Raw genomic sequence first — 17,007 nt, 5'->3', positions numbered from 1 at the left:
GGGCTCAGCGCAGGAACTTGCCGCCCAGCACGACGCCTGCGCCGAGCAGCACGAGCAGCAGGAACGCGATCCAGCCGTTGGTGAGCCACCAGACCACGGCCAGCACCGCCACGACCGGCGCGAGCGCGACCGCGGCGATGAACGGACTCTCCCTGATCGTCTCCAGTGCCGAGCGGGCCCGGACGCGGTCGACTTTCTTCCCTGTCATGACACCAGCGTAGGCGGCGATCCGGCCGGGGCGGCTCGATCGCCCCGGCCCGCCGCGCGTCCGGGTCTGCCGGGTCAGCCCATCGTCTTCTGACCGTCGATCGCCTCGCGCAGGATGTCGGCGTGGCCGGCGTGCTGGGCGGTCTCGGCGATGATGTGCATCAGCACCTCGCGGGTCGACCAGCTCTCCTCCTGGAACCAGGGCGCCTTCGGCAGCGGCCAGGCGCGGTCGAGGTCGACGGTGGCCACGATCTCGTCGGTGCGCGCGGCGACCTCGGCGTAGCGGGCCAGAACGCCCTCGACGGTCTCGCCGGGCAGCATGCGGAACTCGTCGTCACGCTTGCGGTAGTCGGCCTCGGTCATGTCGTCGAAGTCCTTCATCGCCGAGGTGCCATCGAGGATGAAGTTCACCCAGCCTTCCTCGCACCCGGCGACATGCTTGACCAGTCCGCCCAGGCACAGTTCGCTGACCGTGCTGCGCAGGCCGGCCTGCTCGTCGGTGAGTCCGTTCACCGTGTGCCGCAGGAAGAATCGCGCCTTGCCCAGCGCCTTCAGCAGCGCGGCGCGTTCGCCGGTCAGCGCGATGGCGGAGGTTGCGGAGTCGTTCATGGTGTCGCCCTTTCGGAGTTCGTGTTCGGTTCGAAACCCAAGGTAGGACCTATTGCGGTCACTTTCTGTCCGCAATAGCGGCCATAATTTCGACCATGGCCGCCACCAGCACCCGGACACTGCGACTGCTGTCCCTACTGCAGACCCACAAGTACTGGCCGGGGGACGAACTCGCCGCCCGGCTCGGCGTCTCCGCCCGTACGCTACGCCGCGATGTGGACCGGCTGCGCGATCTCGGCTATCCGGTCGAGGCCCATCGCGGCGTCGACGGCGGCTACCAGCTGGCACCGGGCGCCGCGCTGCCGCCGCTGATGATCGACGACGACGAGGCGGTCGCGCTGGTGGCCGGGATGCAGGCGGCCGTGCACGGCAGTGTGGACGGGATCGCCGAGTCCGCGATCAGCGTGCTGGCCAAGGTGATTCACGTGATGCCGCCTCGGCTGCGCAAACGCGTCGACGCGCTGCGCGCGATGACGGTCCCGGCGGCATGGGGTCCGGCGGGACAGAGTGCGATGGACCCCGCCGCGCTCACCACGGTCGCACTGGCCTGCCGTGACACCGAGCGACTGCGCTTCGACTACACCGCCGCCGACGGCAGGCGCAGCGAACGCCACACCGAACCCCATCGCCTCGTCGCGCTCGGGCGGCGCTGGTACCTGGTGGCCTACGACCTCGACCGGCACGACTGGCGCAGCTTCCGCGTGGACCGGCTCTCCGGCCCGCGCGCCGACGGCTCCCGGTTCCGGCCGCGCGAGCTCCCCGCGGCGGATGCGGCCGAATTCGTCCGTTCCGGACTCGAGCAGGCTCCGCGCCCGTACGCGATCGAAGTGGTGGTTCGGGCTTCCGCGGAAGCGGTGCGGGAACGCATCGGCCGGTGGAGCGTCGTGGAGGCGATCGACGCGCACAGTTGCCGGGTGCGCATGTCCGCCGATTCCCTGGAATGGCCGATCATGGGCCTGGGCATGCTGGACGCCGACTTCATGGTGGTGGAGCCGGAGATCCTGCGGGAGCGGCTGCGCGCGCTGTCCGGCAGGTTCGGCCGCGCGTGAGGAACTTTCCGGCTGCCCGCCGGGTTGTACCGGGTGCGCGATCAGTCGATCGCGCCGAGTGCACGAAGGCGCGAGGAGGAAATGTGACCGGCACGCGAAGGGCGATCCTGGCCGGCGGCTGCTTCTGGGGCATGCAGGACCTGATCCGCAGGCAACCCGGCGTGGTGTCGACCCGCGTCGGCTACACCGGCGGCCGCAACGATCACCCGACCTACCGCAACCATCCCGGCCACGCCGAGGCGGTCGAGATCGAGTACGACCCCGAGCGGACCGACTACCGGGCGCTGCTGGAGTTCTTCTTCCAGATCCACGATCCGACCACCAAGGATCGGCAGGGCAACGACATCGGAACCAGCTACCGATCGGCCATCTTCTACCTCGACGAGCAACAGCGGGCCGTCGCACGCGAGACCATCGCCGACGTGGAAGCCTCCGGACTGTGGCCGGGGCCGGTGGTCACCGAGGTCACCCCCGCGAGCGACTTCTGGGAGGCCGAGCCCGAACACCAGGACTACCTGGTGCGCATCCCCAACGGCTACACCTGCCACTACCCGCGTCCGGGCTGGAAGCTGCCCAGGCGTCAGGACACGGCGCGGTCCTGACCGGCAGCAGGGGCTCCGGTGTCAGCCGATCCGGAGCTCCGTGCCGCGCAGCGGATTCGCCACCGGCGATTTGATCGTCGCGGGCAGGGTCACCGACATCCGGACCCGGGTGCCGGTGTCGGAGTAGTCGATCTCGAGTTCCTCGGTCAGCGCGCGCATCATGTCGATGCCACGGCCCCGGTTGCCCGGGTCGGCCGAGCGCGGGCGCCACACACCGGTGTCGATCACCTCGATGACGAGTTTCTCGGCGCCGGACTGCGCGCCCGGCTCGTGCCGGGTATACGCGTTCAGCTCGACGCGCGGGGATTCGCCGCCGTCGCGGTAGGCGTGCTCGACGCTGTTGGTGCACGCCTCGTTGGCGGCCGCGATCAGGTCGGTGGCCATGTCGTGCGGGACCGCGGCGGCCGACAACCAGGTGCGCAGCGTGCGTCGCAGCCCGGACAGCAGTGCGGCCTCGGCGGGCAGATCCAGATGCAGCGGAGCGGGCGGCTGGCGGTAGACCACCATCGCGACGTCGTCGTCGTAGCCCGCGTCGGGGCTGAGCTCGCGCAGCACCGCATCGGCCACCTCGCGCGGCAGCTTCTCGCCCGCACCCGCGAGCACCCCGCAGATCCTGGCGAAGCTGTCGTCGATGTCCACACCGCGCTGCTCGACCAGGCCGTCGGTGAACAACACCAGCGTCGATCCCGGTGGCAGCGCGGTCGTGGCCTCGGGCCTGCGCGGCAGGTCGAAAGTCGCCAGGGGCACCGCCCGTCCGCCGTCCAGCCGCCTGCCCGGCTTGCCCGCCTCGGCCAGGATGAGCGGCATGTGGCCGGCATTGCTGTATCGCACCAGCCCGCGTGCCGGGTCGAGCACAGCCGCGCACGCCGTGGTGCACATGGCACCGGGTATGCGTTTCGCGACCGCGTCCAGTTCGGCGAGCAGCTGGGCCGGTCCGGCGCCGCGCAGCAGCAATGCCCTTCCGGCCGTGCGCAATTGGCCCATGACCACGGCCGCGGACAGGCCGCGGCCCACACAGTCGCCGACGATGATGCCGATCGTGCCGTCGTGCAGGGGCACCACGTCGTACCAGTCGCCGCCGATCTCCAGCGGCGGCAGCGCGGGCTCGTAGTGCACGGAGAACCTGGGCGGCAGTTCGATCGGGCCAAGCATCGCGCGCTGCAAGGTCAGCGAGGTCGCGCGCGCCTGATCGAAATTGCGAGCCCGCTGCACCGCGACGCTCAGATGCCCGATCAGCAGGGAGAACAGCGTCCAGTCGGCGCTGTTGACCGCGCGGGGGGTGGCGAAGCGCAGGTACAGCGCGGCGTCGCCGGTCTCGCCGAGCGGGGCGAGGATGCCCTCGGAGCTGTCGGCGCCTTCCGGCACGGCCGACAGGCTGCGCGGCGGTCGCTTGCGGGCACGCTCGAGCAGCCGCCTGGTCTCGGCGTCGCCGGAATCGGCCTCGCGGGCCTTGCCGGAGATGTAGACCTCCGGCGCGGAATTGCGGGCGGGCCACACCATGACCACCGCCGACTCCGCGTCGACGGTGTGGCGCAGTTCGTCCAGACCGACCGAGAGCACCTCCATCACGCTGGTCGCCGCGCCGACCGCGGTCACCAGCCGGGTGGCGGCCTGATCGCGTTCCTGCGCGGCGTGCTCGGCGGTGACATCGCGGACGGTGCCCACATAGATCAGCTCGTTGTTCTCCGGCTTGACCAGTGCGCTGGTGCTGACCGCCAGGAACAGCCGCCTGCCGTCGCGATGGCGGATCGGCAGCACGAATCGCGGCACGTCGGTGCTCAGACTGGGATAGCGCCCGCCTTCGGGCAGTGACCACGGATGCGGCAGGGGATAGGGCACACCCGCGGCGCCGTACCCGGTGAGCGCTCCGAAGGCGGCGTTGACCTCGACCACGGTGCCGTCGGCGGTGGCGACGAAGAAGCCGTCCTGCAAGGACTCCACCAGCGCGGTACGGAAGGCGTCGCGCCCGGCGAGATCGTCGGCGCGGGAACGTTGCTGCTCGTAGCGGCGGGTGCCGTCGAGGTAGCCGCGAGTGGCGATGTCGAGCGCGGCGAGCGTCTGGAGCAGGAATTCCAGTGCGCTCTCGGCGATCTTGGCGTCGGGCGCGCCCGTCGCCGCCGCGGTCCTCTCGGCCTCGGTGGCCACGCGGAAGTGGTGTTCGGTCAGGTCGAGCAGGCTGATGCCCTCGACCAGTGCCCGCCTGCCCAGTTCGTATCCCTCGGTGAGAGTGTCGTGGGTGGGCGAGTCCAGGTGCCGCCGTAGCGCTTCGGCGTAGGCGTCCAGGAAGGCGGGCAGCGGGCCGGTCATCGGAGCCCGCCGCCGAACCCGCCGGCCTCGGCGCTGGTGCGACGGCTGCGCGCGGCGAGGACCAGCGCGTCGTCGGTCTCCCTGGCGTGCTCGGCGATGATGCCCGCGGTGATCTCGGCCGTGGACTTGGACAGGTCGATCGAGTCGCAGGCCGACGCGAGCACGCCATCGGTGGACATCAGCAGCAGATCCCCCGCGCGCACCCGGATGGTCTGCGGTTTCAGCGTCTGGGGCAGCCGGTAGCCGACGATGCCGCCGGTCAGCAGTGCGGTGGCGCGCACGGTGATGCCGGCCGGACCGGCTGTGAGCACCCGTGTTTCGACATTGCCGACGCCGAGCCAGTGGATCGCGTCGTCGGCGAACAGCGCCAGCGACACCGCGGCGCCCCTGGTGTCGGTCATCGCGCGATGACACAGCACCATCAGCAGATCCAGTGGCTCGCCGCGGTTCTCCGAGAGCACCCGGGCGGCGCGGTCGGTCGCGTCGGCCGCGCCGCTGCCGTGGCCGAGACCGTCCAGCGCGGCGAGCAGCACGGCGCCGTCACCGGCGTCCAGCACCACGCCGCGGTCGCCGGAAAGGTGTTGCCCCGGCATCGCCCGGCCGGCGACCGCCCACTCGACAGGACCGATGAGCCCCTCCTCACGCACCGTTGGGCACCCACTTCCACATCTCCACCAAGGTCCCGCGGCCGGGCGCGGAGTCGATCGTCAGCCGATCCATCAGTCGCCGCGCGCCGGGCAGGCCGAGGCCGAGGCCGCGACCGGTCGAGTATCCGTCTTCGAGTGCGCGGGGAATGTCGCGGATACCCGGCCCCTGATCCTCGGCCTGCACCACCAGTGCCTTGCGGCCTTCCCGGTCGCCGACGAGTAGCCGGACCTCGCCGACTCCGGCGTAACTGGTGATATTGCGGGCGATTTCGGAGATGGCGGTCGAGATCATGGTGCGGTCGGTGAGGGAGAAGCCGAGTTCGGCCGCCAATTCCCGTCCGGCCTGCCTGGCGGTCACGATGTCCTCCGACACCTTGACCACGATCACCATGGTCTCAGCGGCCACTGTCACGACCATCTCGCTGGCGCCGTCTGGAGGATTTGCTCTCCAGCCAGGCGAGTCCTTCTTCGAGGTCGAGCGCGGTATGCATGTCCTCGAAGGTGAGCCCGAGTTGCACCATCGCGAAGGCGACCTCGGGTTGTAGCCCGACGATGACGGTCTCCGCGCCACGTAACTGGGTCATGTGCGCGATCGTGCGCAGCGAGCGCGCCGCGAAGGAGTCCATCACGTCGATGGCGGTGACATCGACGATGATGCCGTGCGCCCGGTATTTGCTGACCTGTTTCATCAGGTCGTCCTGCAGGCGCTCGGTATCGGCGTCGGTCAACGCGGACTGGACCGACGCGATCAGGTACGTGCCCTGCTTGAGAATGGGTACCGGCATAGGGGTGGCCCCGCTCAGCGCCCGTCTCGTTCGATGGAGCGGTCGGTCACGCGGGTCACTTCGTAGCCGAGCAGCCGCTCGGCCTCTTCGATGCCGCCCTGCAGGTCGCCGACGGCGTTCATCTTCGACAGGTCGAGGCCGATCGTCACGAGTGTCAGGGCGATTTCGGAGGACAGTCCGGTGATGATGACGCTGGCGCCCATGAGGCCGGAGGCGTCGACGGTCTGGACGAGGTGGTTGGCCACGGTGGAGTCGATGGTGGGTACGCCGGTGATGTCGATGACGACCACCTTGGCGCGGTTGGCGCGGATGGCGCGCAGGAGTTGCTCGGTGAGCTGGCGGGCGCGCTGGCTGTCGAGTACGCCGATGATCGGCAGGATGAGCAGCTGTTCGCGGACCTGCAGGACCGGGGTGGACAGCTCGCGGATGGCTTCCTGCTGCTGGCGGATGACGCGTTCGCGCTCCTGCACGAAGGAGATGGCCACAGTGCTGGCGATGCGGTTGGCGGCGGGCTCGTAGGCATCGAGCGCGTGATTGAGCAGCTTGAAGTTCGACTGGTACTTCTCGAACAGCGAGCGGGCGAGCACATCGCGCAGCAGCAGCACGATGCCGAGCACCTCGTCCGTCTCGACGCCCCGGGGGATGATGCGCTCGGACAGATCGCGGGCATAGGCCTGCAGTGCTTCGACGCTACCGGTCTCGAGGACCTCGACGTAGTTGTCGTAGATCGAGGTGGCCTCGGAGAAGATCTCCTCCGGTGTCATCGCCGTGAGCAGCTGGGCATCGGTGATGCGCCTGGCCCATTCCTCGCGCAGCGCGGTGCGGTTCTGCCGCAGATGTTCGACGAGCTGGGGCAGCAGGTTGTCGACCGGGCCCTCGGGAAGTGAGTCCGCCGAAAGGCTCATGGACACCTCGGACATGGATACTCCAGCCCCTTTCGACGACGAACGACATCGGAAACCACGCGTACACGGACGCAGCCGAGCACGAGCCTAGTCATACCCCATCCGGATCTGCGCCCAAACCTGGGGTTTGCTCGCACGGAAATCATCCCCTCGGGGGCGAAGCCGGTCGTCTCGCCGGGGCGAAGCCGGTCGTCTCGCGGGGAGCGAAGCCGGTCGTCTCACGGGGAGCGAAGCCGGTGGTCTCCCGGGGGCGAAGCCGATCATCACGCGGTTGCGAAACCGCGCTCCAATGCCGTGAGCGCGCGGTCCAGGTAGACGGTCAGATCGGCGTCGGCCTGACGCAACCAGGCGTCGAAGGCGGCGCGGGCCGCCGCCAGGGTGGTCCGGCCGACGGCCATCGGCAGCAGCGCGTCCGGCGGCTCGCCGAGCCGGTGCGCGGCGAAGTCGCCGACCGCGCGTTCCCAGGCGTCGTAGTGCGGGCCGGCGGTGGCGGCCAGTGCGGGCACCGACGCGATCAGGTGCATACGGGTGCGCAGCTCGCCGACGTCCTCGGCGCGATAGGTGTTGGCGCGCACGACCACCTGCCGCACCGCGGTCATCATCGGCACGTCGGCGGGCACGGTGGCGAAGGCCGCGCGCAGCGCCTCGACCTCGGCGTCGAACTGGTGCCAGAGCACTTCGGCCTTGCTGGGGAAGTAGCGGAAGAAGGTGCGGCCGCTGATGCCCGCGGCCGTGGCGATGTGCTCGACGGTCGTGTTGTCGAAGCCCTGATCGCTGAACAGGCGCATCGCGATCAGTTCGAGATCGCGCTTGGAGGTGCCGCGCGGGCGGCCCGGACGTGTGGTCGTCACCACTCGATTATGTCAGCGGCTGAAGGTATTGATTATGTCAGTGCGTGACGTTAATGTCGTGATCCATGATGGCCGATCTCACATCACCGGAGGCGGGCGCATGCTCCGGCTCCGGAGTGATCCTCGCCATCCCGGTCGGCGCGACCGAGCAGCACGGTCCGCACCTGCCGCTGTCCACCGACACCGATATCGCCGTGGCGCTGTGTTCCCGGCTGGCCGAGCGGCGGCCCGACGTGCTGATCGCCCCCGCCCTGCCCTACGGCTCGAGCGGAGAGCACGCGGGCTTCCCCGGCACCCTGTCGATCGGGCAGCGCGCGCTCGAGCTGGTGATCGTCGAGCTGTGCCGGTCGGCTACCGAGACCTTCGACCGGCTGCTGATCGTCAGCGGTCACGGCGGCAACCTCGAACCGCTGCGACGCGCGGAGTCGTTGCTGCGCTCGGAGTCACGTGACGTCCGGGTGCACCTGCCGAGCTGGGCGGGCGATCCGCACGCCGGACGGGCCGAGACCGCGCTGCAGCTGGCGCTGGACCCCGGCCGGGTGCGCCTCGAGCGCGCCGAACCCGGTGATACCAGGCCGCTGCGGGAGATCCTGCCGCTGCTGCGCGCGGGCGGGGTACGCGCGGTCAGCGACAACGGGGTGCTCGGCGACCCGACCGGCGCCGATGCCGACGAAGGACAGCGTCTGCTCGACGCGCTGACCGACGACTTGACGGACAAGGTCCGGCACTGGTGGCCGGAGAACGTGGAAAGGGCTTCCTGATGAACGCATGGTTCGAGACCGTCGCCGAGGCGCAGCGGCGCGCGAAGAAACGGCTGCCGAAGTCGGTGTACGGCGCGCTGATCGCCGGCTCCGAGCGCGGCCAGACCATCGGCGACAACGAGCGCGCCTTCACCGAACTCGGCTTCGCCCCGCATGCGGCGGGCCCGATCGGCGAGCGTGACCAGTCGACGACGGTACTGGGACAGCACATCTCGATGCCCGTGCTGATCTCGCCGACCGGCGTGCAGGCCGTGCACCCCGACGGTGAGGTCGCCGTGGCGCGCGCCGCCGCCAACCGGGGCATCGCGATGGGCCTGAGCTCGTTCGCGAGCAAGCCGGTCGAAGAGGTGGTGGCGGCCAACCCGGCCACCTTCTTCCAGCTCTACTGGTGCGGCAGCAAGGACGAGATCAGTGAGCGGATGGCGCGGGCGAAGGCGGCGGGTGCGGTCGGGCTGATCCTCACGCTCGACTGGTCCTTCTCGCACGGCCGGGACTGGGGCAGCCCGCAGATCCCGGAGAAGCTGGACTTCAAGGCCATGCTGAGCTTCGCGCCGCAGACCCTGGCGCGTCCGCGCTGGCTGGCCACCTACCTCAAGTCCGGCCACATTCCCGATCTCACCGCGCCGAACATGGCTGTCGGCGGCGGCGCGGCCCCGGCCTTCTTCGGCGCCTACGGCCAGTGGATGGGCACTCCCGCTCCGGACTGGGACGATGTGGCCTGGATCTGCGAGCAGTGGGACGGGCCGGTCATGCTCAAGGGCGTGATGCGGGTGGACGACGCGCACCGGGCGGTCGCCGCGGGCGTGGCCGCGATCTCGGTGTCCAACCACGGCGGCAACAATCTCGACGGGACCCCCGCGGCGATCCGCGCGCTCCCGGTCATCGCCGACGCCGTCGGTCACGAGATCGAGGTGCTGCTCGACGGCGGCATCCGGCGCGGCAGCGATGTGGTCAAGGCCGTCGCCCTCGGTGCGCGCGCGGTCATGATCGGGCGCGCCTACCTGTGGGGCCTGGCCGCCAACGGGCAGGCCGGTGTCGAGAACGTGCTCGACATCCTGCGCGGCGGTATCGATTCGGCGCTGCTCGGACTGCGCAAGACCGCTGTCACCGATCTCGATCGCAGCGACATCGTCGTGCCCGAGGGGTTCGAGCGCGCGCTCGGCGTGCCGGAGGCGCCTGCGGTCAGCCGGCCGGCGGCGGCCTCGGCCTGAGCCGGATCCCACTCGTCAGCGGCTGCCGGGATCGTTCGCGGCCCCGGCAGCGCTGTCGTGGCGGGCGCCCGGAGAGGCCGGAGCCGCCCGGGGCACGCGAAGTCGAGCCGGCCGAGGCGTCTTTCCGGCCTGTCGCCGTCGCCGTCGCACCGCCGCGGCTGGCCGCCGGGCTGTGCCGTCGCCGCGGGACGGGGTCAGTCGGCCTCGGGCGGACGGCGGTGGTGGGCGAGCAGTGTGTCGTATATATCGGCCAGCGCGGCGAGCTGCTCGCGGTCGAGGACATCGATGATGTGCCGTCGCACGCTGCGCAGATGCGCGGGCGCGGCGGCCGCGAGCACCTGTTCACCGAAGTCGGTGAGCCGGGCGGCGGTGCGTCTGGCGTCGGCGGGGATCGGCTCGCGCTCGACCAGACCGCGCTTGTTCATCCGGGTGATCTGGTGCGAGAGCCTGCTCTGCGACCATTCCAGTCTGGCGGCCAGTTCGGCGAAGGTCAGCCGGTTGTTCTCGGACTCGGCGAGATAGGCGAGCACCTGGTACTCGACGAAGGTGAGGTCGGAGTCGCGCACCGAGTCGCCGCCGACCGCCGCCGCGATGGTGTCGCGGCTGCGCACGAATCCCCGCCAGGCGCGCATCTCCAGGTCGTCGAGCCACCGGGGTTCGCTCACGGCACAGCCTCCACACTCCGACGCGTCATTGGAACGGTCACGGTGGCGCGCGTCAGGTGTCGAGAGGTAGCACCCGGCGGTGACACGTGCAACCGCACCCGACATAGGGTTGCCTAACCACAAAGCCGATTCAAGACCATGGATACGCTCATGATCGCTCGAGACCAGCCCGGCTCGGGTCCGGCGTACCTCGAGCCGAGCCGGACGCCAGTGCGCGAGCCGCCGTCCCACCTCGAAGGAGTGCGATCCGTGACCGCCCCGGAATTCCGCTATTCAGATCTGCTGCCGATCGGCGCCGACGACACCCCGTACCGGCTGCTGACCACCGAGGGTGTGAGCACGTTCGAACACAACGGCCGCACCTTCCTGCAGGTCGAGCCCGAAGTGCTGCGGATGCTGACCGCCGAGGCCATGCACGACATCAGCCATTACCTGCGCCCGGCGCATCTGGCCCAGCTGCGCCGGATCATCGATGACCCGGAATCCTCGGGCAACGACCGCTTCGTCGCGCTCGATCTGCTCAAGAACGTCAACATCTCCGCGGGCGGCATCCTGCCCATGTGCCAGGACACCGGCACCGCGATCGTCATGGGCAAGAAGTCCGAGGGCGTGCTCACCGGCGCCGACGACGCCGAATGGATCAGCCGTGGCGTGTTCGACGCCTACACGAAGCTGAACCTGCGCTACTCCCAGCTCGCGCCGATCAATATGTGGGACGAGAAGAACACCGGCACCAACCTGCCCGCGCAGATCGAGTTGTACTCGACCTCCGGTGAGGCCGCGCAGCCGTCCTACAAGTTCCTGTACATGGCCAAGGGCGGCGGTTCGGCCAACAAGTCGTTCCTGTACCAGGAGACGAAGGCGATCCTCAATCCCGAGCGGATGATCGAATTCCTGGACGAGAAGATCCGTTCGCTGGGCACCGCCGCCTGCCCGCCGTACCACCTGGCGGTGGTGATCGGCGGCACCAGCGCCGAATTCGCCCTCAAGACGGCCAAATACGCCTCCGCGCACTATCTGGACCACCTGCCCACCGAGGGCTCCATGGCGGCGCACGGCTTCCGCGATCTGGAGCTGGAGGAAGAGGTCTTCAAGCTGACCCAGTCCTTCGGCATCGGCGCGCAGTTCGGCGGCAAGTACTTCTGCCACGACGTGCGCGTGGTGCGCTTGCCCCGGCACGGCGCCAGCTGCCCGGTCGCGATCGCGGTGTCCTGCTCGGCCGACCGGCAGGCGCTGGCCAAGATCACTCCGGAGGGTGTCTTCCTCGAGCAGCTCGAGCGCGAGCCCGCGCAGTACCTGCCCGAGCAGACCGACGAGATCCTCGGCGGCGATGTGGTGCAGATCGACCTGAACCGGCCGATGTCGGAGATCCGCGCCGAGCTGTCGAAATACCCGGTGAAGACCCGCCTTTCGCTGACCGGCCCGCTGGTGGTGGCCCGCGACATCGCCCACGCCAAGATCAAGGAGCGGCTGGACGCGGGCGAGCCGATGCCCGAGTACCTGCGTGAGATGGCGGTGTACTACGCCGGTCCGGCCAAGACGCCCGAGGGCTATGCCTCCGGCTCGTTCGGCCCGACCACCGCGGGTCGCATGGACTCCTATGTCGACCAGTTCCAGGCGGCGGGCGGCTCGTTCGTCATGCTGGCCAAGGGCAACCGCTCGGCACAGGTCACCAAGGCGTGCAAGGAGCACGGCGGCTTCTACCTCGGCTCCATCGGCGGCCCGGCCGCGCGTCTGGCGCTGGACTGCATCAAGAACGTCGAGGTGCTCGAGTATCCCGAACTCGGCATGGAAGCGGTCTGGAAGATCGAGGTCGAGGACTTCCCCGCGTTCATCGTGGTCGACGACAAGGGCAACGACTTCTTCGCCGAGACCCAGAAGCCGATCGCGCTGCGGGTGCGCACCCGCTCGAAGGAACGCGTCTGACGGACACCTCCGGCGTCCTCCGGACAGCGGAATGTCCCTCGATTCACCGCAGCGGCAACGAGGTTCGGTGAGGCATCCTGGTGACCGGGATGTCACGCGTTCTCGTGCTGGGCATTCCGGTAAGAGGAGTTGGAAGGTCCCGCGGAACTGGGTCCGCGGTTGCTGATCGGATGACAGGTTCGATCCGTTCGATCCGGACGAGTTCGGCCGGTGGGAGCATCCGGGGATGGTGTTCCCTGGGCCGGGCGCGGACCGGCGCTCGTCGCTGAGCCCCGACGGCCGGGGTGGCTCCCTCCGGTCGTCGGCTCAGTGCGCGGTCTCGTCGAGTACCCATCGCAGGTACCCAGGGTGTGCGGCGCTCACGGGGAGGGCGAGCACCTGCGGGGTGTCGTAGGGGTGCTCGGCATCGGCGCGTTCGATGATCCGGGGCACCAGCGAGGCGCGGGTGTGCAGGACCAGCAGCGCCTCGGCCTCGTCGTCGATCTCGTCTTTCCAGCGGAAGATCGACCGGACGCCGGGAATGATGTTGCCGCAGGCGGCAAGTCGGTCCGCCACGAGTCCGCGGGCGAACTCGGCCAGCCATTCGGCGTCGTCGGCGGTGATGGTCACGTCTACGATCTGGTCGTCGGCCATGGCGAACAGTGTGGCCCAGGTCGGGCCGAATATCGCGCTGCCCGGACGCGATTCGCGTGTGTCCGGGGGGCCGCCGGGGGCCATGGCGTGTACTCGGGATCGGTAGCCGGCGGGGTGCGCGTGTGATCCACAGCACTGGATAACTTTGTGGATAGCATGATTTCCATCGGCTATGACCAATGCTCGTGACGCACTTCGCCGTTCGCGGCGGTCCGACACGCCATCCTGCGGCTGGGTCTACGCTGGGCGTGTCGGGCTGATCACGAGTCCGGGCCCGTGACCGATCCGCCACTACCATCGTCGGCATGCTTCGGACTCGCTCGCTCGGTAGAAGAGTCGTTCTGGCGGCGGTGGCCGCCCCGGTCGTCGTACTCGGCGGCACGCTCGGCACGGCCACCGCGACCGCGACCCCGGGCGATATCGCCGAAGGTCTCGGCTCGGCGGCAGGCACAGAGGGGCTGGACCCTTTGCTGGCGCTTGCCTACACCATGGCCGCCGACGCCGCCCGGGCCGAGGGCGTGCCGCTGTCGATCACATCCGGTTACCGCACCCCCGCCGAGCAGCAGGCGATGTGGGACGACGGGGTGGCCACCTACGGCAGCCCCGAGGAGGCCAGGCGCTGGGTGTTGCCGCCCGGCGAATCCACCCACGTCACCGGGCAGGCGATCGACGTCGGCCCACAGGCGGGCGCGCAATGGCTCGAGGCCAACGGCAACCGGTGGGGGCTGTGCCGGACATTCCTGAACGAGTGGTGGCACTTCGAGCTGGTCGGCCTGCCCGGCCTGCCGTGCCCGGCCATGCTGCCCGACGCGAGCGCGCGCTGACGCCGACCCGGCCGGTCGCCCGGCCGGGTCGATCAGGACGCCGCGTCGATCACGGTTCGTAGTTCAGGACACGGTGGCCGGGGCGCCCGGCATGTCGTCGAACGTCAGGCCGCCCTCGATGCCCGCGGGGACCCGGCGGCGGTCGGGAGAGCCGAGCGCGGCGGTGAGATCCGTCCCGTCGTGTTCGGCGAGCAGATCTCCGCTGTCCCACACCAGCAGGGTCGCGCTGACGGTGTGCTCGGCGGCGGAGTGGGCCAGGTCGTAGTGGGCGCAGCCGGGGACGTGCGGGTAGGTGATCCACAGGTCGTAGCCGGTCATGAACAGGTCGAGGTCGAATTGCACACTCAGGCCGAGCAATTCGCTGCGGCCGTTGTCGTCCACGCCGGCGAACGCCTCGTCCAGGGCGAGCAGGCGCGGCGCCTGCGGGTCGGCCGAGTCCAGCATGACGTGCGCGGCGGCGAACAACGGCAGATGCAGTGAGACCGACTGCTCGCCGCCGGAGAGCGCGCTGTGCCGGGCGACGGTCAGCTTGTCCTCGCTGCCGTCGGCCCCGATCAGCGTGAACGAGAAGACCCGCCAGCGACGGTAGTCGAGGGTGGTGGCCAGGATCTCCGGGTAGGACCGCTCCGGGTGGGCGGCCCGCGCGGCTCTGATCTCGGCGGCGAAATGCGCGCGGACGGCGGCCAGATCGGCCGGTTCCAGGGCGGCGGTCTCCCGGTCGAGCAGCTTGCACATCGCTCGTGCGCTGTCGGACAGATCGTCGGCGAGCAGCCAGTGCACGCCGAGGGTGTTGCCCGAGGACATGCGGCGCTTCTTCATCTCCGCACCCATCTTGGCGATGAGCTCGCGGGCGTCGCCGATGCGCTCGTGGATCTGCTGGGCGAGACCGGTCAGCAGGGCGTCCTCGAGGATGCGGCGCTCGGCGTCGGTGAGCAGCAGTTCCTGATCGCTGCGGGCGTTCGCGACCCGCGCGGCGAAATCCGCGAGTGGGCACAGCCCGTGCTCGTCCTGCACCTGCACGACGGTCAGGCCGTCGGCGGCGTCCCAGCGCAGCCGGTAGTCGCGTCCGGAGTCCGCCAGCGCGCCGTCGAACTCCTGCAGGGCCGCGGTGACCGCGCTGCGCGTGGACTTGCGGGCCGCCTCCCCGGCCCGCACCTGAGCCGTCGCCGTCCACAGCGCCTCGAAGAGTTCGGCGACCTCGGTCGGCAGCACCTGGGCGGTACCGTCCGGTCCGGCCTGGGCGATGCGGTAGAGCACCTGCTCCGGCGTCGACCATGCCGCCGGGCTGCTCGGCCAGCGGAGATCGGGGTCGGCGCCGAGCAGGGCGAGCAGATCGGGCTGGGCGTAGGGCGCGAGGGCGCGCGCCTGCGCAAGCACCTCGGTCAGCGCGGTGCCGAGCGCCTCATGGGCGGTCCGGTAGGCGGCCTCGGCGTCGCCGACCGCCGCGATGGCCTCGTTGGCGGCCGTGCGCGCGGACTTCTGTTCGGCCCGGCAGGCATCGATGCGTTGCCCGGCGCGCGCGAGTTCCGCGTCGATCTCGGCTGCCCCCGCGCCCAGAGCCTCCCGCAAGGTGGCCAGCTTGCGCTGCTGCTCCTCGAATCCCGCCCGCGCCGCCTCGGCTTCCTCCGCGAACGCCTCGGCCAGCGCCACCGCCTCCTCGTACCGATCGGCGCCCTCCCGCTCACGTTCGAGCGCTCGTTCGTGCTCGAGCCGCAACCGGGCCAGCCCGGCGCCGGTGTTCTCGAAATGCCGGATGGCCGCGGCGAGCGCGTCCAGTTCGGCGGCCTCGCGCGGCGTGGCGTGCTCGGCGGCGGTCGCGCGCAGCTTCTTCTCCTGCGCGGTCACCTCGGCGACGGCCTGGTCGAGGTCGCGTTCGGCGTGGGCCGCGGCCTCGGCGCCCGAACGTAATCCGCCCGCGGCCTCGGCCGCGGCACGCGAGGCCGTGGTCACCGCTGTGGGCCGGGGCAGCGCCTTGGCGGCCGCGGCCAGCTCGGCGAGCCCCGCCTCGGCGCGGCTCATCTCGTCCCGCGCGTCCCGCGCTTCTCGACGTACGGTCGCGATCTCGGCGTCGAGTTCGGCCAGGCGTTCCCGCCTGCGCCGGGCACGCGCCGCCGCCCCGATGAACTCGGCCCGTTGTTTGGCAGCGCGTCCCAGCCGGACACCGTGCCGGTAGCCGCCGCTCGCATCGACCGTCAGTGCCCTGAGGTCGGGCGTCCGCCCGCTCTCGTCCCCGTCCTCGCCCAGCGCGATGGAGGCGAGGAGATCGGCGACCACTGCTCGCTCGATGCCGAGTTCGGCGCAGTCCTGCTCGACGCCGAGTACATCGGCGAGGGTACGACCGGCCGGGCGGTGCTCGGGCGGAAGCGGGACGAGGACGTGAGCGGTCGCGCTGTTCGCGCCGCCGGACGCAAGGTCGCCGATCCGGCTGCTGTCGACCGCTGCCCGCCCGGCCGTGGCCGTCGCTGCCGCGCCCGAGCCGGATGTGCCGGATTCCGTCATCGGGAGTCGTGCCGCACGTCTGGCAGAGAGGGTGCCGACCCGTGCGTCGAGGATGCCCGCGGCTTGGAGGGCGGCTTCGATACCGGCCGCGGTTTCCTCGCCGACGTGCTCGGCGAACTGGACCAGCCGCCACAGAGGCGCTCCGCTGTGGCCGGACAGCCCGGTGTCCCCGGCCGTGGGCGAGGTGGGGGACTCGTCGAGTTCCTCTCGGAGGCCGGCGGATTCGTCGGTGAGCGCGGTGAGCCGGGACTCGGCGGCCGCGGCCCGGGCCCGGGCGGTGAGCCGGCGCTCCCGGAGTTCCTCGGACAGCGGGGCGGTGCGCTCGGCGAGGAGTTCGGCCGGCGATGCGGAATCCCCGGATTCGGCCGAGGCGGCTGTCAGGGCATCGACGAGACCGGGGCCGAGCGGTGCGTAGAGCTCGTGGTGCCGGGACTGCCAGTCCCGCAGGGCGGCGGCGTGGCGGCTGCGGGCCAGCTCGACTTCGGCTTCGGCGCGGGCGAGTTCGGCGGTGGCGGTGTCGCGGGCG

General features: G+C 70.5%; 17 protein-coding genes. 6 read left to right on the top strand and 11 right to left on the bottom strand.

Going from position 1 to position 17,007, the window contains the following annotated elements:
• Positions 1-4: 4 nt before the first annotated feature.
• Both ON26_RS15565 and ON26_RS15560 read right to left on the bottom strand, forming a co-directional pair.
• Entirely contained in the window at positions 5-208 is a 204-nt protein-coding gene (locus ON26_RS15565) for a hypothetical protein (protein ID WP_040796872.1), read from the bottom strand.
• 74 nt (positions 209-282) lie between these two features.
• On the bottom strand, positions 283-816 hold the full coding sequence (locus tag ON26_RS15560; protein ID WP_040796871.1) for a DinB family protein: 534 nt from the start codon (positions 814-816) through the stop codon (positions 283-285).
• Between the two features lie 95 nt (positions 817-911).
• On the opposite strand from ON26_RS15560, the gene ON26_RS15555 reads away from it, so the two are divergent.
• Both ON26_RS15555 and msrA read left to right on the top strand, forming a co-directional pair.
• Positions 912-1,865: a helix-turn-helix transcriptional regulator gene (locus ON26_RS15555; protein WP_040796870.1), complete on the top strand. Its 954-nt coding sequence runs from the start codon at positions 912-914 to the stop codon at positions 1,863-1,865.
• An 83-nt stretch (positions 1,866-1,948) separates the two neighbouring features.
• On the top strand, positions 1,949-2,467 hold the full coding sequence (gene msrA / locus ON26_RS15550; protein ID WP_040796869.1) for a peptide-methionine (S)-S-oxide reductase MsrA: 519 nt from the start codon (positions 1,949-1,951) through the stop codon (positions 2,465-2,467).
• A 21-nt stretch (positions 2,468-2,488) separates the two neighbouring features.
• On the opposite strand, the gene ON26_RS15545 is transcribed toward msrA, so the two are convergent.
• From ON26_RS15545 to mftR, 6 genes are all read right to left on the bottom strand, one after another.
• Positions 2,489-4,774: a SpoIIE family protein phosphatase gene (locus ON26_RS15545; protein ID WP_040796868.1), complete on the bottom strand. Its 2,286-nt coding sequence runs from the start codon at positions 4,772-4,774 to the stop codon at positions 2,489-2,491.
• The gene (locus ON26_RS15540; protein ID WP_051027105.1) at positions 4,771-5,421 is read right to left on the bottom strand and encodes a PP2C family serine/threonine-protein phosphatase; all 651 of its coding nucleotides are present in this window, start codon (positions 5,419-5,421) and stop codon (positions 4,771-4,773) included. Before ON26_RS15540 ends, ON26_RS15545 begins: the two co-directional genes overlap by 4 nt.
• Complete coding sequence (locus ON26_RS15535; RefSeq protein ID WP_245545866.1) at positions 5,414-5,839, bottom strand: ATP-binding protein; 426 nt, start codon at positions 5,837-5,839, stop codon at positions 5,414-5,416. The genes ON26_RS15540 and ON26_RS15535 overlap by 8 nt, the downstream gene beginning before the upstream one ends.
• Positions 5,817-6,206: an STAS domain-containing protein gene (locus ON26_RS15530; RefSeq protein WP_040796867.1), complete on the bottom strand. Its 390-nt coding sequence runs from the start codon at positions 6,204-6,206 to the stop codon at positions 5,817-5,819. Before ON26_RS15530 ends, ON26_RS15535 begins: the two co-directional genes overlap by 23 nt.
• 14 nt (positions 6,207-6,220) lie before the next feature.
• Complete coding sequence (locus ON26_RS15525; protein ID WP_040796866.1) at positions 6,221-7,126, bottom strand: STAS domain-containing protein; 906 nt, start codon at positions 7,124-7,126, stop codon at positions 6,221-6,223.
• A 248-nt stretch (positions 7,127-7,374) separates the two neighbouring features.
• Positions 7,375-7,962 carry a mycofactocin system transcriptional regulator MftR gene (gene mftR, locus ON26_RS15520; protein ID WP_040796865.1) on the bottom strand — a complete coding sequence of 196 codons (588 nt, stop codon included), beginning with the start codon at positions 7,960-7,962 and terminating at the stop codon, positions 7,375-7,377.
• Between the two features lie 65 nt (positions 7,963-8,027).
• On the opposite strand from mftR, the gene mftE reads away from it, so the two are divergent.
• Together mftE and mftD are read left to right on the top strand one after the other, a co-directional pair.
• Positions 8,028-8,723 carry a mycofactocin biosynthesis peptidyl-dipeptidase MftE gene (mftE, locus tag ON26_RS15515; protein WP_040796864.1) on the top strand — a complete coding sequence of 232 codons (696 nt, stop codon included), beginning with the start codon at positions 8,028-8,030 and terminating at the stop codon, positions 8,721-8,723.
• The gene (mftD, locus tag ON26_RS15510) at positions 8,723-9,934 is read left to right on the top strand and encodes a pre-mycofactocin synthase MftD (RefSeq protein WP_040796863.1); all 1,212 of its coding nucleotides are present in this window, start codon (positions 8,723-8,725) and stop codon (positions 9,932-9,934) included. Before mftE ends, mftD begins: the two co-directional genes overlap by 1 nt.
• 194 nt (positions 9,935-10,128) lie before the next feature.
• Here the strand turns inward: mftD and ON26_RS15505 are convergent, their stop codons facing one another.
• A complete protein-coding gene (locus ON26_RS15505; RefSeq protein ID WP_040796862.1) occupies positions 10,129-10,599 on the bottom strand; it encodes a MarR family winged helix-turn-helix transcriptional regulator in 471 nt (156 codons plus the stop codon).
• Between the two features lie 249 nt (positions 10,600-10,848).
• Here ON26_RS15505 and ON26_RS15500 point away from each other — a divergent pair, with 249 nt between their 5' ends.
• On the top strand, positions 10,849-12,525 hold the full coding sequence (locus ON26_RS15500; protein WP_051027104.1) for a fumarate hydratase: 1,677 nt from the start codon (positions 10,849-10,851) through the stop codon (positions 12,523-12,525).
• 306 nt (positions 12,526-12,831) lie between these two features.
• Here ON26_RS15500 and cutA read toward each other — a convergent pair whose 3' ends face one another.
• The gene (gene cutA, locus ON26_RS15495) at positions 12,832-13,158 is read right to left on the bottom strand and encodes a divalent-cation tolerance protein CutA (protein WP_040796899.1); all 327 of its coding nucleotides are present in this window, start codon (positions 13,156-13,158) and stop codon (positions 12,832-12,834) included.
• Positions 13,159-13,463: 305 nt separating this feature from the next.
• Here cutA and ON26_RS15490 point away from each other — a divergent pair, with 305 nt between their 5' ends.
• Complete coding sequence (locus ON26_RS15490) at positions 13,464-13,982, top strand: M15 family metallopeptidase (RefSeq protein ID WP_040796860.1); 519 nt, start codon at positions 13,464-13,466, stop codon at positions 13,980-13,982.
• 63 nt (positions 13,983-14,045) lie between these two features.
• Here the strand turns inward: ON26_RS15490 and ON26_RS15485 are convergent.
• The coding region (locus ON26_RS15485; protein ID WP_040796859.1) for an SbcC/MukB-like Walker B domain-containing protein at positions 14,046-17,007 on the bottom strand (2,962 nt) is incomplete at its 5' end.

Origin of the sequence: Nocardia higoensis NBRC 100133 (assembly GCF_000308595.1) — a bacterium.
Taxonomy (GTDB): Bacteria; Actinomycetota; Actinomycetes; order Mycobacteriales; family Mycobacteriaceae; genus Nocardia; species Nocardia higoensis.
This window is presented reverse-complemented; position numbering and strand designations above follow the sequence as displayed.

Bases quoted from the DNA above. Each gene is read 5' to 3' on its own strand.
- ON26_RS15560 (WP_040796871.1), bottom strand. From the start codon at position 816: ATGAACGACTCCGCAACCTCCGCCATCGCGCTGACCGGCGAACGCGCC.
- mftD (WP_040796863.1), top strand. From the start codon at position 8,723: ATGAACGCATGGTTCGAGACCGTCGCCGAGGCGCAGCGGCGCGCGAAG.
- ON26_RS15565 (WP_040796872.1), bottom strand. From the start codon at position 208: ATGACAGGGAAGAAAGTCGACCGCGTCCGGGCCCGCTCGGCACTGGAG.
- ON26_RS15490 (WP_040796860.1), top strand. From the start codon at position 13,464: ATGCTTCGGACTCGCTCGCTCGGTAGAAGAGTCGTTCTGGCGGCGGTG.
- ON26_RS15535 (WP_245545866.1), bottom strand. From the start codon at position 5,839: ATGGTCGTGACAGTGGCCGCTGAGACCATGGTGATCGTGGTCAAGGTG.
- ON26_RS15545 (WP_040796868.1), bottom strand. From the start codon at position 4,774: ATGACCGGCCCGCTGCCCGCCTTCCTGGACGCCTACGCCGAAGCGCTA.
- mftE (WP_040796864.1), top strand. From the start codon at position 8,028: ATGATGGCCGATCTCACATCACCGGAGGCGGGCGCATGCTCCGGCTCC.
- ON26_RS15555 (WP_040796870.1), top strand. From the start codon at position 912: ATGGCCGCCACCAGCACCCGGACACTGCGACTGCTGTCCCTACTGCAG.
- cutA (WP_040796899.1), bottom strand. From the start codon at position 13,158: ATGGCCGACGACCAGATCGTAGACGTGACCATCACCGCCGACGACGCC.
- ON26_RS15530 (WP_040796867.1), bottom strand. From the start codon at position 6,206: ATGCCGGTACCCATTCTCAAGCAGGGCACGTACCTGATCGCGTCGGTC.
- ON26_RS15525 (WP_040796866.1), bottom strand. From the start codon at position 7,126: ATGTCCGAGGTGTCCATGAGCCTTTCGGCGGACTCACTTCCCGAGGGC.